This is a genomic window from Pseudomonas sp., assembly GCF_050739775.1.
GTDB lineage: Bacteria > Pseudomonadota > Gammaproteobacteria > Pseudomonadales > Pseudomonadaceae > Aquipseudomonas.
Map to the genome: position 1 here is coordinate 102,357 of NZ_JBOICA010000003.1, position 16,936 is coordinate 119,292.

Below are 16,936 nucleotides of genomic sequence, written 5' to 3' on the forward strand. Positions count from 1 at the left end.
GGAAATTCGCCGTTCTGACAGGAGGGCCCTACTTTTTTTGGGCGTTTCTGGCATAATCCGGCCACTTTTTTCGCTGTAGTAGTTTTCAAAGCTCTACTACAAAACGTTTGGAGCACTCGGCCGCAGGCCGGATGGGGAATCTCATGACGCAAGCCAACAACACCGTGTACACCGACCTGAGCGTCGATGAGCTGGTAAAAGAAGCGCTGAACCGCGGTGAAGGCGAGCTGGCCGATACTGGCGCGCTGGTTGTGAAGACGGGTCATCGCACCGGTCGTTCGCCGGTTGACCGTTTCATCGTCGAAGAGCCGTCCACTCAGGATGCCATCGCCTGGGGCCCGATCAACCGCAAGTTCCCGGCCGACAAGTTCGATGCCCTGTGGGACCGCGTCGAGGCCTTCAACAATGCGCAAGAGCATTTCGTTTCTCACGTCCACGTAGGTGCAGCTGCCGAGCACTACCTGGCCGTCAAGATGACCACCCAGACCGCCTGGCAGAACCTGTTCGGTCGTTGCCTGTTCATCAATCCGCAGCAGTACAACCCTGCTGGCCGTGATCAGTGGCAGGTGCTCAACGTTGCCAACTTCGAATGTGTGCCAGAGCGTGACGGTACCAACTCCGATGGTTGCGTGATCATCAACTTCGCCCAGAAGAAAGTGCTGATCGCTGGCATGCGTTACGCCGGTGAAATGAAGAAAGCCATGTTCTCGGTGCAGAACTTCCTGCTGCCAGCCGCTGACGTGCTGCCGATGCACTGCGCTGCCAACATCGGCGAAGAGGGTGACGTTACCCTGTTCTTCGGCCTGTCCGGCACTGGCAAGACCACCCTGTCCGCTGATGAAAGCCGTTACCTGATCGGTGACGACGAGCACGGTTGGGGCGAGGGCGTGGTGTTCAACATCGAAGGCGGTTGCTATGCCAAGTGCATCGACCTGTCCGAGAAGAACGAGCCGGTCATCTGGAAAGCCATCAAGCATGGCGCGGTCCTGGAAAACGTTGTTCTGGACGACGCCAAGAAGGCTGACTACGCCGACGGCAGCCTGACTCAGAACAGCCGTGCCGCTTACCCACTGGAGCACGTCGAGAAGCGTTCCGAGAAGAACCTCGGCGGCGAGCCTAACGCGGTGATCTTCCTGACCTGCGACCTGACCGGCGTGCTGCCGCCAGTGTCGATCCTCAGCGAAGAGCAAGCGGCTTACCACTTCCTCTCGGGCTACACCGCCCTGGTTGGCTCCACCGAGATGGGTTCGGGCAGCGGCATCAAATCGACTTTCTCCACCTGCTTCGGCGCGCCGTTTTTCCCGCGTCCGGCTGGCGAGTACGCTGAGCTGCTGATCAAGCGTATCCGTGGCTTCGGCTCCAAGGTCTACCTGGTCAATACCGGCTGGACCGGTGGTGGCTACGGCGTTGGCAAGCGCTTCAACATTCCGACCACCCGTGCGGTGATCGCAGCCATTCAGAGTGGCGCGCTGGTCGGTGCCGAAACCGAGCACCTGGATATCATCAACCTGGATGTGCCAAAAGCCGTTCCTGGCGTCGATACCGTTCTGCTCAATCCACGCAACACCTGGGCTGACAAAGCGGCCTACGATGAAGCAGCCAAGGCCCTGGCCAATCTGTTCATCGACAACTTCAAGAAATTTGAAGTGTCCGACGCCATCAAGGCCGCCGGTCCACAGCTGTAAGCTCAAACCGGTGTGATACAAAGAAGCCGCCCTCAGGGGCGGCTTTTTCGTTTGCTGGGAGCGGCGGTGCGACGACTCGACTTGCCCGCGATTGCATTTCGTCAGTTACATCGCATCGCGGGGCAAGCCCGCTCTTACAGGTATTATGGGGACTTTATTGCATCCAACTTCCCAGGCCCACTATGTCGCAATCACCCCAACGCCATGAATATCCGCACCTGCAGCCCATCCTCACGCGCTGGCAGGACAGCGACCTCAACGGTCACATCGGCGGTGCCACGGTGTACAGCTACTTCGACACGACCATTCAGGCATTCCTCCAGCAGCAGGCCGGCCTGGACCCGCAGGAAGGAGAAGTGCTGGGTTTTGTGGTCAGCTCGGCGGCCGACTTCTTCGCCTTGCCAGCGTTCCCTGACACCCTTGAGGTCGGCCTGCGCGTAGCGCGTCTGGCCGGCAGTTCGGTGGAGTACCAGTTGGGTTTGTTTCGGGTCGGCGAGGCGCAGCCTTGTGCTGCTGGGAAGGTGGTACAGGTGTTCGTCGAACGGGCTAGCGGCAGACCAGTGGTATTGCCGATCGAGTTGCAGGTGGCGCTACAGCGATTGTGCGCAGTCCCTGCCAGTTAAGGCAGGGATCAGGCCTCTGGCTTAAGCCCGAGCGTGCTTAGTCGTCATCGCGCCAGTGCTTCTTGTGCTTGCGATGGCCATAGTGGCGGCCACGGTCGTGGTAGTGACGACGGTCGTCGTAGCCACGGTTGCGGTAGCGGCGCTCGTCGTCGTCGCTCTTGTTGCCCATGTAGTTACCCAGGGCACCACCGGCACCGCCGCCTGCGGCTGCACCGATGTAGCTGCCGGTGGTACCGCCCATGCTGCGGCCGACCACGTTGCCGCCGGCTGCGCCCAGTGCGCCACCAATGGCCGCTTCGCCACGGCTGCGTTTGTCGGCACCTACGGCACTGCCTGCCGCGCCGCCAAGGCCCGCACCGATTGCACCACCGGTGCTGCCGCCGATCGACTGACCGACCACCGAGCCCAGTACCCCACCCAATGCGCCGCCGATACCGGCTTCGGTGGTGCCACCTGCCGAGGCAACGCCACTGAGCAGGCCGAGAGACAACAACAGAATCGAGGAGTACTTCATCAAGAGAGCCTCATTAGGATGACGAGGCGATCCTGAGGCTGGCGGAGGGGGCTGGCAATGGAAATCCGACGAGTAGCACGAGTTGTGCACAATTATCTAAGTTGCTGTTTTTGCTATGAAACTTTCTTGAATTTCAGCTGTCAGAGCCTACTTGAGACAAGGCCCCGGCATCACTGCCAGGGCCTTTTTTGTGCGTGTTGATCGACAATTCTGTCAGAGGATACGGGTGTTGTCGCTGGCCGTTTCCAGTTTGATCGCGACGAACTTCGAGGTCGGGGTATGGCTGCCGTCGCCGACGCTCTCCAGCGGCACCAGCGGATTGACTTCCGGATAGTACGCCGCCGCCTGGCCTGCCGGGATATCGAAGGCGAGCAGGGTGAAGCCCTTGACCCGACGCTCGCGGCCATCGCTCCACAACGAAACGATATCGGCCTTCTGCCCCGGGTGGAAGCCCAGGCGGATGATGTCGGCCTCGTTGGCGAACAGTACGTTACGCTGACCCTTGACTCCCCGATAGCGATCGTCGAGGCCATAGATAGTGGTGTTGTACTGGTCGTGGGAGCGCATCGACTGCATGATCAGGTCGGGTACTTGGCCGGTCGCACGCACACGCTCGTGCAGAAGGTCATCAGGCAGCCCGTTGGCTTTGAAGTTGGCCCGGCCGCTGGCGGTCTTCCACTGCCGCTGCCCGGCGCTGTTGCCCAGATAGAAGCCACCCGGGTGTTCCAGGCGTTGGTTGAAGTTGTCAAAACCTGGAATGGTGTCGCTGATCAGGTCGCGAATGCGTCCGTAGTCGGCTACCAGCCAGTTCCAGTCCACCGGCTTGGCACCGAGGGTGGCGGCGGCAATTCCGGCGATCACCGCAGGCTCTGAGCGCATTTGCCGTGATAGTGGTTGCAGCTGGCCGTTGGAGGCATGCACCATACTGAACGAGTCTTCCACCGTGACCGCCTGCGGGCCTGCGCTTTGCAAGTCGATGTCGGTGCGGCCCAGGCATGGCAGGATCAGCGCCTGCTTGCCGTGAATCAGGTGGCTGCGGTTGAGCTTGGTGCTGATCTGCACGGTCAGCGCGCAGCTGCGCAAGGCTTGTGCGGTGCGTTCGGTGTCTGGCGTTGCCTGGGCAAAGTTGCCGCCCAGGCCGATGAACACCTTGGCTTGACCGGCGAGCATGGCGCCAATCGCTTCCACGGTGTTATGGCCATTGTGGCGCGGGGCCTTGAAGCTGAAACGACGCTCCAGCGCATCGAGCAGGGCAACCGGTGGGCGTTCGTTGATGCCCATGGTCCGGTCGCCCTGCACGTTGCTATGGCCGCGTACCGGGCACAGGCCGGCCCCGGGCGCGCCGAGGTTGCCGCGCAGCAGCATCAGGTTGGCGATTTCCTGGATGGTCGCCACCGAGTGGCGGTGCTGGGTGATGCCCATGGCCCAGCACATGATGACTTTTTTGGCTTTGCAGTACATCCGCGCGGCGTGTTCGATCTCTGCCAGGCTCAGGCCGGACTGGGCCTCGATCTGTGCCCAAGAGGTGTTATCCAGAGCTTGCAGGTAGTCGAGCACACCTTGGGTGTGCTGATTGAGGAAGTTATGATCGAAGATGGCCGGTGTGTTATTCACCTGCGCTTCGCGCTCCCACTGCAGCAGGAACTTGGCCATGCCGCGCAGCACGGCCATGTCGCCGCCCAAGGCCGGACGGAAATAGGCGGTGTTGGTCGGGCGGTCGCCGTTGGTCAGCATTTCCAGCGGATGCTGCGGGTGTTGGAAGCGCTCCAGGCCCCGCTCCTTGAGTGGGTTGATACACACCACCTGGGCGCCGCGCTTGACCGCCTCGCGCAGCGGTTCGAGCATGCGTGGGTGGTTGGTGCCGGGGTTCTGGCCCCAGACGAAGATGGCGTCGGCGTGTTCGAAATCATCGAAGGTCACGGTGCCCTTGCCGACGCCGACACTCTGCCCCAGGGCCACGCCGCTGGCTTCGTGGCACATGTTCGAGCAGTCCGGGAAGTTGTTGGTGCCGTAGGCGCGCACAAACAATTGGTACAGGTAGGCCGCCTCGTTGCTGGCCCGGCCCGAGGTGTAGAACTCGGCCTGGTCGGGGCTGGCGAGATTTTGCAGGTGGCTGGCGATCAGGGCGAAGGCCGCATCCCAATCGATCGGGCGGTAGCGGTCGCTGCTTGGCTCATAGACCATCGGCTCGGTCAGCCGCCCCTGGTATTCGAGCCAGTAATCACTCTGGGCCAGCAGCGAGGTGACACTGTGGCGGGCGAAGAACGCCGCATCGACACGGCGCTTGGTGGCCTCCCAGTTCACCGCCTTGGCGCCGTTCTCACAGAACTTGACCATGCCGCTTTCCGGCGAATCGCCCCAGGCGCAGCCCGGGCAGTCGAATCCACCATTCTGGTTGGTCTTGAGCAGGGCGCGGATATTCTTCAGTGCGTTGTCGCTGCCGATCCAGGCCTGGGCCACACTGCGCAGCGCGCCCCAGCCGCCAGCGGCACCGTGGTAGGGCTTGTAACGCGGGACGGGCTTCTGGTCGGCTTGGTGATGCAGGCTCACGGTCAATTCTCCAGCACGGGGCTGAACACCCGTGGCGCACTGTGTTTGGGCAGATGGATCAGGTTCAGGTTGTGGCGGCGCGCCCACTGCAGGGCAAGGCCGGTGGGCGACGACAGGCTGACCAGGGTCTGGATGCCGGCGCGCAGGACTTTCTGGATCAACTCCAGGCTGCAGCGGCTGGTGACAATCGCCAGGCCACCGTCGAGGCTGATGTGCTGGCGCAACAGAGCGCCGATCAACTTGTCCAGGGCGTTGTGCCGGCCAATGTCTTCGCGCCCCAGCAGCAGTTCACCCTGGTTGTTCATGAATAATGCCGCGTGCACCGCACCGCAGTGCTGGCCCAGCGGTTGGAAGGTGTCGATGCGCTGACGCAGGCCATCGAGCCAGTGCGCTGGCGGCAGTGGGGCGCCAGGCAACACCTTAAGTTCAGGCAGGGCCTGCTCCAGGGCTTCGACCCCACACAGGCCGCAGCCACTGGTGCCGGCCAGTTGGCGCCGCTGGTTTTTCAGGTTCCAGAAGGCGCGGCTGGCAATTTCCACTTCCGCGCTGATCGCCGAACCCCGGCCCGTGAGCTTGAGGTCATAAATGTCGTCTGGCGAGATTATGATGCCGCTGCCGATGCTGAAACCGACAATGAAGTCTTCAAGGTCGGTCGGGCTCACCAGCATCACCGCCTGGTTGATGCCGTTGTAGGCAATACCCAAAGCGACTTCTTCGGCTAGCGGTGTGCTGGCCTGGTTGTCGTCGGTCAGGTGGCTGTAGTCATAGCGGTTGCTGGCCGCGGGCGCAGTCAGGAGGGCGGACGCCGCGCAGGCCGGAGGTTTTGTGCTCATTAGAGGTACCGGCGGCTGGTCTGGCTTAAGCCTAGGCTTGCGCTCGGGTATCGTCTAATCGCTAATGCTGATGCCTTGATAGACGGCGTCGATCAGGCACCACTTTGCATGGCTTGGAATTCAGCCAGGCAGGCTTCGGCCAGGGCCGAGCGTGGGGCCGTGCGCCGCATGATCAGGCCCAGTGGCGCCAGGGTGCTGGCTTGCTCGATCGGTTGCAGGCGCAGCCGTTCGGTGAGTACTTCCAGACCTGCCGCCAGTGGCATGATCGCACAACACAAACCGCCGCTGACGGCCTGGACCAGCTGATGGACGGCATCGGTTTGCAGCAGCAGCCGCGGTTGCAGACCCCGGCTGTGGAAGTTGTGATCAATCGACTGGCGAAAATGCATGCCGGCTGTCAGCAGGCCCAGCGGCAGTTCGGTCAATGCTTGCCAGCTTAAGGGTTGCTCGTCGAAGCAAAAATGATCTGGGTCATACAGCAGGCCCATACGGGTCTCACCCAGGGGCAGGGAGACAAAGCGTTCGTGGTCCAGGCGTTCGAGGTAGGACACACCCAGGTCCAGGCGATTGCTGGTCAATTGTTCGAGGATCTGTTCGGAGCTCAGGGCACTGAGTTCGAAGTTCAGTTCCGGGTGCTGCTGGTGCAGGCGTTGCAGCAATGGCAAAGGATCGAAGCTCGACAGTGGCACCACCCCCAGGCGCAGGTTACCGACCAGATGTCCACGACAGGCAGCGGCTTCAGCGTGCAGGCCATCGTAGGCGGCAATTACCGTGCGGGCCCAAGCCAGTACCCGCTCGCCCTGGGCGGTAAAGCCTTCGAAGCGCTGACCACGGTTGACCAGGGCCAGGTCCAGCTCCTGTTCCAGATTGCGCAAGCGCATGGACAGGGTCGGTTGGGTTACATGACAGCGAGCGGCGGCCTGGCCGAAGTGGCGGGTTTCATCCAGAGCGATGAGGAATTTGAGTTGTTTGATGTCCATCGTCGCTCCGTGGCGCAAAGCAGGCGAAGCATTCTAACCTGTCCTAGACTGCAGGCTCCGGGATTCATCACCAAGGAGAGCGGTATGAGCATTTTCAGTTTCATCAAAGAGGCCGGTGAGAAAATCATCGACCTGCTGACCCCAGGTAATGCCAATGCCAGCGAGCAGTTGAAGGATCATGTGGCGAAAGTGGGGCTGGGCAGTCCGAACGTTCAGACTACGGTGGAGGGCGACAGGGTTATCGTGACCGGTGAGGTATCCAGTCAGGAAGAGAAAGAGAAAATCCTCCTGGCGCTGGGTAACATTGCTGGCGTGGCTTCGGTGGACGATCAGATCACCGTCACCGGCCCGGTTGTTGCGGCTGCCCGCTTCGTTGTGGTGAAGAAAGGCGACACCCTGAGTGCAATTTCGCTGGCTGCGTACGGCAATGCCAATCAGTACAACAGAATTTTCGAAGCCAACAAGCCACTGCTCAGCCACCCGGACAAGATCTACCCCGGTCAGACCTTGCGTATCCCCGAGTAACCCTCAAAGCCCTTCGAGCAGTGTTCGGTAGTCCTCTACGGCGGCGAACTCCTCGGTATCACGCGGCCCTTTACGGCTGTCAGGCTGGCGCACCGCAAGCAGGTGCGCCACGCCGAAGCCGCGGGCGCTGCGCAGGATCGACAAGGTGTCATCGATAAACAGGCTGCGCTCTGGCGCAAAGCCGATATCGGCCTGCAAGGCCTCCCAGAATTGCGGGTTTTCCTTGGGGAAACCGTAGTCATGGGAGCTGATCAGGCGTTCGAAGTACGGTGCCAACTCAACCCGTTCCAGTTTCAATGACAACGAGTCGCGGTGGGCGTTGGTGATCAGGATCACCCGCTTGCCGGCCTGTTTGATTGCCTGGAGGAAGGGCGCAGCGTCTGGGCGCAGGGCGATCAAGTGGGCGGTTTCCAACTTCAGATCGCGAACCGAGAGGTTCAGCTCGCGGCTCCAGAAATCCAGGCAGTACCAGTTCAGGGAACCTGCGTGCTGTTCGAACAGGGGCTGCATTTCCAGCTCGGCCATCGCCCGGCTGATGCCGTGCAGATCGGCATAGCGCTGGGGCAGGTGTTCGAGCCAGAAGTGGTTGTCGAAGTGCAGGTCGAGCAGGGTGCCGTCCATGTCCAGCAGTACAGTGTCGATGGTGGACCAGGCTAAAACGGGCATATGAAATTCTCGGACAGTCAGGGCAGCAGTGGCCGGGCAAGCCACGGTATAGTAACCCGTTCACGCCAAGGAGCCGCCCCATGCGCCAGAAACCCATCGTCCTCTCCCGCGAGATTGTCGCCAGCAGCCGCCTGTTCCGGGTCGAAGCTGTGCAATTGCGCTTTGCCAATGGTAACGAGCGCACGTATGAGCGGCTTGTGGGGCGTGGTAACGGTTATGGCGCGGTGATGATCGTGGCGATGCTCGATGCCGAGCATGCGGTGCTGGTGGAAGAATATTGCGGCGGTACCGACGAGTATGAGCTGTCTTTGCCCAAAGGCCTGATCGAACCAGGTGAGGATGTGTTGGCGGCGGCTGACCGCGAGCTCAAGGAAGAAGCCGGCTTTGGTGCTCGCCAGCTCGAACATCTGACCGAGCTGTCGCTGTCGCCGGGCTACATGAGCCAGAAGATCCAGGTGGTGTTGGCCACTGATCTGTATGAAGAACGCCTGGAAGGCGATGAGCCGGAGCCGATGCGCGTCGACAAGATCAACCTGCGCGAACTTTCGGCCCTGGCCCAGCACCCGCAGTTTTCCGAAGGCCGCGCACTGGCGGCGCTGTACCTGGTGCGTGACCTGCTGACCCAGCGTGGGGTGTTCGGCGCATGAATGATCTGCAATTGATGCAAGCGGTGGTTGGATTGGCCCGCCAGGCGGGTAAGGCGATCCTGCCGTTCTGGCGCGCCGATGTTGCGGTAACGGCGAAAGCCGATGATTCACCGGTCACCGCTGCGGACCTGGCCGCCCATGCAGTGATTGCCAAGGGCCTGCAAGCGTTGGCCCCAGAGATTCCGGTGCTGTCTGAAGAAGACTGCAATATTGCGTTGAGTGAACGTCAGCAGTGGCAGCGTTGGTGGTTGGTCGACCCGCTCGACGGCACCAAGGAGTTCATCGCCGGTACTGAAGAATTCACCGTCAATATCGCCTTGATCGAGCAAGGCCGCGTGGTGTTCGGCGTGGTGGCGATTCCCACCAATGGCCGTTGTTATTACGGCGGCCAGGGCATTGGCGCCTGGTGCGCCGAAGCCGATGCAGCGCCGCAAGCCATCCAGGTTCGCCTGGCTCCACCTGTGGGGGTGGGCTTTACCGTGGTCGCCAGCCGACGCCATTCGAGCCCGCAGCAGGAAGCCCTGTTGGCCGGATTGAGTACAGCGGTAGGTGAGCTGGAGCTTGCCAATATCGGCAGCTCACTGAAGTTCTGCCTGTTGGCCGAAGGTGCTGCCGACTGCTATCCGCGCTTGGCGCCGACTTCTCAGTGGGACACCGCGGCAGCCCAAGGCGTACTGGAGGGTGCGGGGGGAGAAGTGCTCAGCCTCGATGGCCAGGCCTTTGCCTATCCACCGCGCGAGTCTTTGCTCAACCCCTACTTTCTGGCCTTGCCAGCCGCCGCCCCGTGGCGTGAGCGGTTACTGCAACTGGCTTCAGCGATGTAGCACGTACTGGCCGCTGAACAGCACGGCGGCCTCATCGCTGCCGACGTTGCTGACCCGGGTGTGCAGGTTCAGGCGCGCCAGGCCGCGGCGCTGGTAAGTGGCAACGAAGCGTTCCCAGACCTTCTCCTCCGGCGCTTGGCACACGGCGAGCGCCGCGCCGGTCACCGGCAGCGGATAACTGATCTGCCCTTCGTGAATGACGATATGACCATCGTCGATCCCCGCCTCGCGCAGGCGCAGGTGCAGCCAGCCCCAACCGACCAGCACGGCAGCGCAGTACAGGCTGCCGCCGAACATCGTGCTCTTGTGGTTGACATTGGCGGCCAGCGGCAATTGCAGGCGCAGCTGTTGCTGCTGCCAATCGAGCACCTGCAAACCCATTTCGCGGGTCAGCGGAATGTCGTTGTGCAGTACGGATTCCAGGTAACGGCTGTCTGTGGTCATGGGCGGTTGTCCTCCATTTCGTCAGCGCTGGTGTTGCTGTCGGCGAAGCTCAGGCCATGTTTGCGCAGCTTGTCGTGCAAGGTTTTGCGCGGAATACCGAGCGCTTCGGCAAGGCTGCGCATGGAGCTATGCGGCTGAGCCAGTTCGGCAGCGATCAACGAACGTTCGAATTGTTCGACCTGATCGCTGAGGTTGCCGCTACCTGAAGTGACCGGTTGTTCGTGGGCCTGCGCCGGGGTCTCGCCATCGAGCGCCAGTTCCAGGCCCAGGGCGAATCGTTCGGCGGCATTTTGCAACTCGCGTACGTTGCCCGGCCAGCCGTGGCGCAGTAACAGCGCGCGCTGCGCCGGTTGCAGGGTGTGAGCCGGCAGGCCATGGCGCTCGCTGGCGGCATTGGCGAAATGCTGGAACAACACCAGGATGTCATCACCGCGCTCGCGCAGCGGCGGAATGCGCAGGGGCGCAACGTTCAGGCGATAGTAAAGGTCTGCGCGAAAGCGCCCCTGCTCGGCAGACTGGCGCAGGTCTTCCTTGGTGGCGGCGATGATGCGGATGTCCAGCGGGATCTGCTGGTTACCGCCCAGGCGCTCGACCACCCGCTCCTGTAGCAAGCGTAACAGTTTGACCTGGACATCCAGGCTCATGCTCTCGATTTCGTCGAGGAACAGCGTACCGCCGTTGGCGAATTCGAACTTGCCAATCCGGCGCTTCTGCGCACCGGTGAAGGCGCCGGGCTCGTGGCCGAACAGTTCGCTTTCGACCACCGACTCGGCCAGGGCACCGGCGTTGATCGCCACGAAAGGGCCGTCGCGGCGGCTCGACAGATCATGCAGAGCACGGGCGACCACTTCCTTGCCAGCCCCGGTTTCACCGAGGATCAGCACGTCGGCACGGGTTCCGGCCAGGGCGCCGATCTGTTCGCGCAGGCGCAGCATGGGTGTCGAGTGGCCGACCAGGCGGGTGCTCAGTTGCTGGCGGTCGCTCAGGGCCAGGCGCAGGCTGCGGTTGTCCAGCACCAGGCGGCGCAGGGCCAGGGCGCGGCGAACGCTGTCGAGCAGGGCGTCACTGGCGAAGGGCTTTTCGAGAAAATCATAGGCACCGGCGCGCATGGCCTGTACCGCCAGCGGCACATCACCATGCCCGGTAATCAGCAACACCGGCAGCTCCGAGTCCTGGGCGTGCACCTGTTGCAACAGCTCCAGGCCGTCGATGCCGGGCATGCGGATATCGCTGACCAGCACGCCGGGCCAGTCCTGCCCGATGCGTCCTGCCAGGTTCTGGGCATCGCTCAGGGACAGGACTTTGAGGCCGGCAAGATCCAGGGTCTGACTCAGGGCCTGGCGCAGGTGCGGGTCGTCGTCGACCAGGATCACCTGTACGCGGCTGTCGATGAGCGGCTCGGTTGTCATGCCGATGGGTCCTCTGAGGTGTGCAGGTTGGCGCCGGGCTTGGCCATGCGCAGTTGCAGGGTGAGCAGGGCGCCACCTTCAGGGTGGTTGCCGAGCAGCAACTCGCCGCCCAGCGCGCGCATCAAGGTATCGCAGATCGCCAGGCCCAGGCCAAGACCCTGGGTGCGCGTCTTGGTGGTGAAAAAGGGTTCGCGGGCACGGGCCAGCGCTTCGCTGGTAAAACCCGGGCCGTTGTCGCGAAGGTAAAGGTAGACGTTGCCTTCGCGCTGTTCGGCACTGAGTGTGAGTTTACGCGGGTTGGCTTTTTCGGTCAGGGCATCGAGGGCGTTGGCCAACAGATTACCCAGTACCTGGCGCAAGCGGGTTTCGCCGGCCTGGACCCACAGCGTAGCGTCCGGCAGGTCGCGCACCAGTTCCACCGCCATGGCCCGCCGGCGCTTGGCCAGCAGGGCCAAGGCGTCATCCAGCGCGGGCTGCAGGGCGACGCTTTCCGGCGCGTGGCGGTCGCGACGGGCGAAGGCGCGCAGGTGGGCAATGATCGAGGCCATGCGCCCGGTCAGTTCGCTGATCAGCTTGAGGTTGCTGCGGGCGTCATCGGTGCGCTGGTGGTCGAGCAGGATCTCGGCATTTTCCGCATAGCTGCGGATCGCCGCCAAGGGCTGGTTGAGCTCGTGACTGATGCTGGCCGACATGGTCCCCAGTACCGACAGCTTGCCGGCCTGGACCAGTTCGTCCTGGGCGCGCACCAGTTCCTGCTGGGCCTGCTCGCGCTCCAGTACCTCGTTTTTCAGGCGGCTGTTGAGACCCTCCAGGTCGGCGGTGCGTTCAACCACGCGCTTCTCCAGTTCCTGGCGCGCGTGGGCCTCGAAGTCGATGCGGTCGATGTAATGACGTCGGCGTTGCATGACCAGGCCCAGCAACAGCATCAGTACCAGCAGGGCGGCGGCGCCGATGGCCACCACGGTGTTCACCGAGCGGTCGATCAGGGTTCGCGGCGCGAGGATGCTGACTTGCCAGCCGGTCTCCTCGATGGCCTGGGTCTGGATCAACCAGGCCTCGGGGGTGAGGTTGAGTGGCTGGGGGGCCTGGGTCGGGTAGGGCTGGATGGCGGCGATGGCCTCGCGTTCGGCATCTGTCAGCGGCCGGGTGGCTTGGAAGCGCCAGTCGGGACGCGAGGTAAGGATTACCACGCCGTTGTGGTCGGTCAGCAGCAACTGCTCAGGCGTCTTGCCCCACAGGGTTTCGGTATGGTCCAGATCGACCTTGACCACCAGTGCGCCGATGATCTGCTCGCCATCACGCACGGCGGCGGCGAAGAAATAGCCGCGTTTGGCCGACGTAGTGCCCTGGCCGAAGAAGCGCCCCAGGCGTCCGGCAATCGCTTCGCTGTAGTAAGGCCGGAATGCGAAATTCCGGCCGACGAAGCTATCGTGCTTGTCCCAATTGGAGGCCGCCAGGGTATTGCCCCTGGCGTCCATCAGGTACATGACTTCGGCGCCAGTCTGGGTGGCGATGTCCTTGAGCAGGCGGTTGGCGTTGGTCAGGGTTTCCAGGCGTAGCGGGTCGGCCAGCACCGCACGCAGGGCCGGCAGGTCGCCAAGGATCTGCGGCAGGGTTTCATAGCGGTGCAGGGTCCCGAGCAGGTTAGCGACGTACAGGTCCAGGGTCTGGCGGTTCTGTCCGGCCAGCTCGCCCTGGTAATAGTGTTTGGCGAGGTGTTGCAAGGGCCAGAGCAAGGGTGCCAGGCACACCGCCAGCAAAGCCAGGCTGCGCCATCGCGGGCGGCGGGGAAGAGGTGGAATCATGGTCATCGTAATTGCGCCAGAATGATCTGGCGCATTATGCGCTACTTCAGGCAGTCGATCAGCGCTTGCTGCCAGTGCGGTTGGCTGACCTGCCACTGGCGTTGCAGGTGGCTGCAATCGAGGCGAGAGTTCAACGGACGACGGGCCGGAGTCGGGTAGTCACTGGAAGGGATAGGCACCAGCTTGGCGCAGAGCAGGCCCTGGGCCTTGAGTTGCTCGCCGATGGCCTGGGCAAAACCAAACCAGGATGTTTCACCCTGGGCGGTCAAGTGATAGGTACCCCAGGCACCAGCCTGGCCTGCCTGCCAGCGTTCGATCAGGGCACGGGTGCTCAGCGCGATGGTGCCCGCCCAGGTCGGCGCGCCGATCTGGTCGGCGACGATGCGCAGTTCAGATTTTTCCTGCAGCAGGCGCTGCATGGTCAGCAGGAAGTTACGCCCGTGCCGCGAATACACCCAACTGGTGCGCAGGATCAGGTGTTCGCCACCGACAGCGGCAATGGCCTGCTCGCCAGCCAGTTTGCTACGTCCGTAGACACCCAGCGGGTTGGGCGCGTCGTCTTCGGTGTAAGGGCTGTCCTTGCTACCGTCGAACACGTAGTCGGTGGAATAGTGAATCAGCGGGATGCCCAGTTTCGCGGCTTCCTCGGCGAAGATGCCAGGTGCCTGGGCATTGATCGCAAACGCCAGTTCCGGCTCGCTTTCGGCCTGATCCACCGCGGTATGGGCGGCGGCGTTGATGATCAGGTCCGGCTTGAGTGCCTGTACACACTGGCGGATGGCTTCGGGGTGAGCCAGGTCGAGCTGATCACGACCCAGCACATGCAGCTGAGCCATATCGCCCAGATGCTGTTGCAGCTCCCGGGAAACCTGGCCGTGCTGGCCGCTGATAAGGATGCTCAGTCGGCGTGCAGTCATGGGAACAGGTCCGCGTCTTTCAGCCATTTACCGGCCTGGTCCTTGGCGGACAATTGCGGCGCCTCGTTCAGCTGCCAGTCGATGGCCAGGTCCGGATCGTCCCAGCGAATGCAGCGCTCGGCCGCCGGCTTGTAGTAGTCGGTGGTCTTGTAGAGGAACTCGGCGCTGTCGCTGAGCACGACAAAACCATGGGCGAAGCCTTCAGGTACCCAAAGCTGGCGGTGGTTTTCGGCGGACAGCCTGACCCCGACCCATTGCCCGAAGTGTGGAGAACTGCGACGGATATCGACAGTCACATCCAGCACTTCACCGTGGGTTACGCGAACCAGCTTGCCTTGGGTATTTTCCAGTTGGTAATGCAGGCCACGAAGTACGCCTTTCTGCGACCGGGAATGGTTATCCTGGACGAATGTTGTGCATACACCGGTTTGCTCCTTGAAGGCTTCGGCGTTGAAACTCTCGTAGAAAAAACCACGGCTATCACCGAACACTTTGGGTTCGATGATCAGCACGCCGGGCAGATCAGTTGTGATTACGTTCATGGGTGTTCTTCAGCCAGGCCGTAGAGGTACTGTCCGTAGCCGGTTTTGCCAAATATCTTGGCGCGTTCCAGCAACTGTGAGCGATCGATCCAGCCTTGCTGGAAAGAGATCTCCTCAAGGCAGGCAACTTTCAAGCCCTGACGATGCTCGATGGTCTGTACGTACTGCGAGGCTTCCAGCAAGCTGTCGTGGGTCCCGGTATCGAGCCAGGCGAAGCCGCGGCCGAAACGCTCGACACGCAGGTCGCCACGTTGCAGGTAGGCATTGTTGACGTCGGTGATTTCCAGTTCGCCACGCGGCGAAGGCTGGACGTTCCTGGCGATCTTCACCACATCGTTGTCGTAGAAGTACAGGCCGGTCACCGCATAGGGAGACTTGGGCTTGGCGGGCTTCTCTTCGATCGACAGCGCGCGGCCATCCTGATCGAAGTCGATAACACCGAAACGCTCCGGATCCTTGACCAGGTAACCGAACACCGTAGCGCCAGAGGGTTGTTTGACGGCGCGCAACAGTTGCTCGCTGAAACCCTGACCATGAAAAATGTTGTCGCCCAGGATCAGGCAGACCGAATCGTCGCCAATGAACTCGTCACCGATCAGGAAGGCCTGGGCCAGTCCATCCGGTGAAGGCTGTTCGGCATAGCTGAGTTCGATACCGAACTGGCTACCGTCGCCCAGCAGTTGCTTGTACTGGGGCAAGTCATGCGGGGTGGAGATCAGCAGAATTTCCCGAATACCGGCCAGCATCAGCACCGAGATCGGGTAGTAGATCATCGGTTTGTCATAGATCGGCAGCAGTTGCTTGGAAACACCCAGGGTTATGGGGTGCAGGCGGGTGCCAGAGCCTCCCGCCAGAACGATACCTTTGGTCATGCAATAAGATCCTTGAAGTCACTGGCGCCCAGGCGCTGACCTTGATAACTACCGTCTTGTACCCGTTGGCACCATTGCAGGTTGTCCAGGTACCACTGCACGGTCTTGCGCAGGCCGGTCTCGAACGTCTCTTCGGGGCCCCATCCCAGTTCACGCTCGATTTTGCTGGCGTCGATGGCATAACGCTGGTCGTGGCCAGGGCGATCCTGAACGAAAGTGATCAGCTCGGCATAGTTGGCAACGCCCGCCGGGTGCTCTGGCGCGAGCTCTTCGAGTAATGCACAGATGCCACGGACCACATCAATGTTCTTCTGTTCGTTGTGTCCACCGATGTTGTAGGTCTCACCGACCTTGCCTTCGGTTACAACCTTGAACAGGGCGCGGGCATGGTCCTCGACGAACAACCAGTCGCGAACCTGCAGACCGTTGCCATACACCGGCAGAGGTTTGCCCGCGAGGGCGTTGAGAATCACCAGCGGAATCAATTTTTCCGGGAAATGGAACGGCCCGTAATTGTTCGAACAGTTGGTGAGCAGTACCGGCAGGCCATAAGTGCGTTGCCAGGCGCGGACCAGGTGGTCGGATGCCGCCTTGCTCGCGGAGTAGGGCGAGCTTGGCGCATATGGCGTGGTTTCAGTGAACAGGTCATCGACGCCATGCAGGTCGCCATACACTTCGTCGGTGGAAATGTGATGGAAGCGGAACGCCGCACGTTCTTGCGCTGGCAGCGCCATCCAGTAGGCGCGAGTTGCCTCCAGCAGGCTGTAGGTGCCGACGATGTTGGTCTGGATGAAGTCTGACGGCCCATCGATTGAGCGGTCGACATGCGACTCTGCCGCCAGATGCATGATTGCATGGGGCTGGAAGCGCTCAAGCACAGCGCTGACAGTTGTCTGGTCGGCGATATCAGCCTGGACAAACTCATAGCGGGTATTGGTCGCGATACTGGTGAGCGACTCCAGGTTGCCGGCATAGGTCAGCTTGTCGAGGTTGAGGACTTCGTGCTCGGTGGCGCTGATCAGGTGACGAATCAGGGCCGAGCCGATAAAACCGGCACCGCCGGTTATGAGTATGCGCATGTCCAGTGACCTTTCGTGAAT

At 61.9% G+C, this 16,936-nt stretch carries 17 protein-coding genes; 5 read left to right on the forward strand and 12 right to left on the reverse strand.

Annotation, left to right across the window (positions count from 1 at the left end):
* The first annotated feature begins 143 nt into the window (after positions 1–143).
* Both ACRESH_RS03165 and ACRESH_RS03170 read left to right on the forward strand, forming a co-directional pair.
* Complete coding sequence (locus ACRESH_RS03165; RefSeq protein WP_431740571.1) at positions 144–1,685, forward strand: phosphoenolpyruvate carboxykinase; 1,542 nt, start codon at positions 144–146, stop codon at positions 1,683–1,685.
* A 182-nt stretch (positions 1,686–1,867) separates the two neighbouring features.
* Complete coding sequence (locus ACRESH_RS03170; RefSeq protein ID WP_431740572.1) at positions 1,868–2,308, forward strand: acyl-CoA thioesterase; 441 nt, start codon at positions 1,868–1,870, stop codon at positions 2,306–2,308.
* Between the two features lie 37 nt (positions 2,309–2,345).
* Here ACRESH_RS03170 and ACRESH_RS03175 read toward each other — a convergent pair whose 3' ends face one another.
* The 4 genes from ACRESH_RS03175 to ACRESH_RS03190 form a co-directional block, all read right to left on the reverse strand.
* Positions 2,346–2,825, reverse strand: coding sequence for a glycine zipper domain-containing protein (locus ACRESH_RS03175; RefSeq protein ID WP_431740573.1), 480 nt, complete (start codon positions 2,823–2,825; stop codon positions 2,346–2,348).
* A gap of 210 nt (positions 2,826–3,035) precedes the next feature.
* Complete coding sequence (locus ACRESH_RS03180; RefSeq protein ID WP_431740574.1) at positions 3,036–5,372, reverse strand: FdhF/YdeP family oxidoreductase; 2,337 nt, start codon at positions 5,370–5,372, stop codon at positions 3,036–3,038.
* A 2-nt stretch (positions 5,373–5,374) separates the two neighbouring features.
* Positions 5,375–6,205: a formate dehydrogenase accessory sulfurtransferase FdhD gene (fdhD, locus tag ACRESH_RS03185; RefSeq protein ID WP_431740575.1), complete on the reverse strand. Its 831-nt coding sequence runs from the start codon at positions 6,203–6,205 to the stop codon at positions 5,375–5,377.
* Positions 6,206–6,297: 92 nt separating this feature from the next.
* Positions 6,298–7,185, reverse strand: coding sequence for a LysR family transcriptional regulator (locus ACRESH_RS03190; protein ID WP_431740576.1), 888 nt, complete (start codon positions 7,183–7,185; stop codon positions 6,298–6,300).
* Positions 7,186–7,269: 84 nt separating this feature from the next.
* On the opposite strand from ACRESH_RS03190, the gene lysM reads away from it, so the two are divergent.
* Positions 7,270–7,710 carry a peptidoglycan-binding protein LysM gene (gene lysM, locus ACRESH_RS03195; protein WP_431740577.1) on the forward strand — a complete coding sequence of 147 codons (441 nt, stop codon included), beginning with the start codon at positions 7,270–7,272 and terminating at the stop codon, positions 7,708–7,710.
* A gap of 3 nt (positions 7,711–7,713) precedes the next feature.
* Here the strand turns inward: lysM and yrfG are convergent, their stop codons facing one another.
* The gene (gene yrfG, locus ACRESH_RS03200) at positions 7,714–8,376 is read right to left on the reverse strand and encodes a GMP/IMP nucleotidase (RefSeq protein ID WP_431740578.1); all 663 of its coding nucleotides are present in this window, start codon (positions 8,374–8,376) and stop codon (positions 7,714–7,716) included.
* A gap of 80 nt (positions 8,377–8,456) precedes the next feature.
* On the opposite strand from yrfG, the gene nudE reads away from it, so the two are divergent.
* The gene (gene nudE / locus ACRESH_RS03205) at positions 8,457–9,023 is read left to right on the forward strand and encodes an ADP compounds hydrolase NudE (RefSeq protein ID WP_431740579.1); all 567 of its coding nucleotides are present in this window, start codon (positions 8,457–8,459) and stop codon (positions 9,021–9,023) included.
* Entirely contained in the window at positions 9,020–9,847 is an 828-nt protein-coding gene (gene cysQ / locus ACRESH_RS03210) for a 3'(2'),5'-bisphosphate nucleotidase CysQ (RefSeq protein WP_431740580.1), read from the forward strand. Before nudE ends, cysQ begins: the two co-directional genes overlap by 4 nt.
* Here the strand turns inward: cysQ and ACRESH_RS03215 are convergent.
* The 7 genes from ACRESH_RS03215 to rfbB are packed head-to-tail and all read right to left on the reverse strand — an operon-like array spanning position 9,836 to position 16,915.
* The gene (locus tag ACRESH_RS03215) at positions 9,836–10,291 is read right to left on the reverse strand and encodes a YiiD C-terminal domain-containing protein (protein ID WP_431740581.1); all 456 of its coding nucleotides are present in this window, start codon (positions 10,289–10,291) and stop codon (positions 9,836–9,838) included. The two genes, cysQ and ACRESH_RS03215, sit on opposite strands and share 12 nt — an antisense overlap.
* Entirely contained in the window at positions 10,288–11,700 is a 1,413-nt protein-coding gene (locus tag ACRESH_RS03220) for a sigma-54-dependent transcriptional regulator (RefSeq protein ID WP_431740582.1), read from the reverse strand. The genes ACRESH_RS03215 and ACRESH_RS03220 overlap by 4 nt, the downstream gene beginning before the upstream one ends.
* On the reverse strand, positions 11,697–13,511 hold the full coding sequence (locus ACRESH_RS03225) for a sensor histidine kinase (protein ID WP_431740583.1): 1,815 nt from the start codon (positions 13,509–13,511) through the stop codon (positions 11,697–11,699). Before ACRESH_RS03225 ends, ACRESH_RS03220 begins: the two co-directional genes overlap by 4 nt.
* A gap of 35 nt (positions 13,512–13,546) precedes the next feature.
* Entirely contained in the window at positions 13,547–14,422 is an 876-nt protein-coding gene (gene rfbD, locus ACRESH_RS03230; protein ID WP_431740584.1) for a dTDP-4-dehydrorhamnose reductase, read from the reverse strand.
* On the reverse strand, positions 14,419–14,964 hold the full coding sequence (gene rfbC, locus ACRESH_RS03235) for a dTDP-4-dehydrorhamnose 3,5-epimerase (RefSeq protein ID WP_431740585.1): 546 nt from the start codon (positions 14,962–14,964) through the stop codon (positions 14,419–14,421). The genes rfbD and rfbC overlap by 4 nt, the downstream gene beginning before the upstream one ends.
* Entirely contained in the window at positions 14,961–15,836 is an 876-nt protein-coding gene (rfbA, locus tag ACRESH_RS03240; RefSeq protein WP_431740586.1) for a glucose-1-phosphate thymidylyltransferase RfbA, read from the reverse strand. The genes rfbC and rfbA overlap by 4 nt, the downstream gene beginning before the upstream one ends.
* Positions 15,833–16,915 (reverse strand): dTDP-glucose 4,6-dehydratase, encoded by a 1,083-nt coding sequence (gene rfbB, locus ACRESH_RS03245; RefSeq protein ID WP_431740587.1) that lies wholly within the window; start codon positions 16,913–16,915, stop codon positions 15,833–15,835. The genes rfbA and rfbB overlap by 4 nt, the downstream gene beginning before the upstream one ends.
* Positions 16,916–16,936 lie beyond the last annotated feature (21 nt).

Coding starts and splice junctions, on each gene's coding strand:
- ACRESH_RS03170 (WP_431740572.1), top strand. CDS start 1,868: ATGTCGCAATCACCCCAACGCCATGAATATCCGCACCTGCAGCCCATC.
- rfbA (WP_431740586.1), bottom strand. CDS start 15,836: ATGACCAAAGGTATCGTTCTGGCGGGAGGCTCTGGCACCCGCCTGCAC.
- ACRESH_RS03165 (WP_431740571.1), top strand. CDS start 144: ATGACGCAAGCCAACAACACCGTGTACACCGACCTGAGCGTCGATGAG.
- cysQ (WP_431740580.1), top strand. CDS start 9,020: ATGAATGATCTGCAATTGATGCAAGCGGTGGTTGGATTGGCCCGCCAG.
- ACRESH_RS03190 (WP_431740576.1), bottom strand. CDS start 7,185: ATGGACATCAAACAACTCAAATTCCTCATCGCTCTGGATGAAACCCGC.
- lysM (WP_431740577.1), top strand. CDS start 7,270: ATGAGCATTTTCAGTTTCATCAAAGAGGCCGGTGAGAAAATCATCGAC.
- ACRESH_RS03225 (WP_431740583.1), bottom strand. CDS start 13,511: ATGACCATGATTCCACCTCTTCCCCGCCGCCCGCGATGGCGCAGCCTG.
- yrfG (WP_431740578.1), bottom strand. CDS start 8,376: ATGCCCGTTTTAGCCTGGTCCACCATCGACACTGTACTGCTGGACATG.
- ACRESH_RS03215 (WP_431740581.1), bottom strand. CDS start 10,291: ATGACCACAGACAGCCGTTACCTGGAATCCGTACTGCACAACGACATT.
- rfbC (WP_431740585.1), bottom strand. CDS start 14,964: ATGAACGTAATCACAACTGATCTGCCCGGCGTGCTGATCATCGAACCC.
- rfbD (WP_431740584.1), bottom strand. CDS start 14,422: ATGACTGCACGCCGACTGAGCATCCTTATCAGCGGCCAGCACGGCCAG.
- nudE (WP_431740579.1), top strand. CDS start 8,457: ATGCGCCAGAAACCCATCGTCCTCTCCCGCGAGATTGTCGCCAGCAGC.
- fdhD (WP_431740575.1), bottom strand. CDS start 6,205: ATGAGCACAAAACCTCCGGCCTGCGCGGCGTCCGCCCTCCTGACTGCG.
- rfbB (WP_431740587.1), bottom strand. CDS start 16,915: ATGCGCATACTCATAACCGGCGGTGCCGGTTTTATCGGCTCGGCCCTG.
- ACRESH_RS03220 (WP_431740582.1), bottom strand. CDS start 11,700: ATGACAACCGAGCCGCTCATCGACAGCCGCGTACAGGTGATCCTGGTC.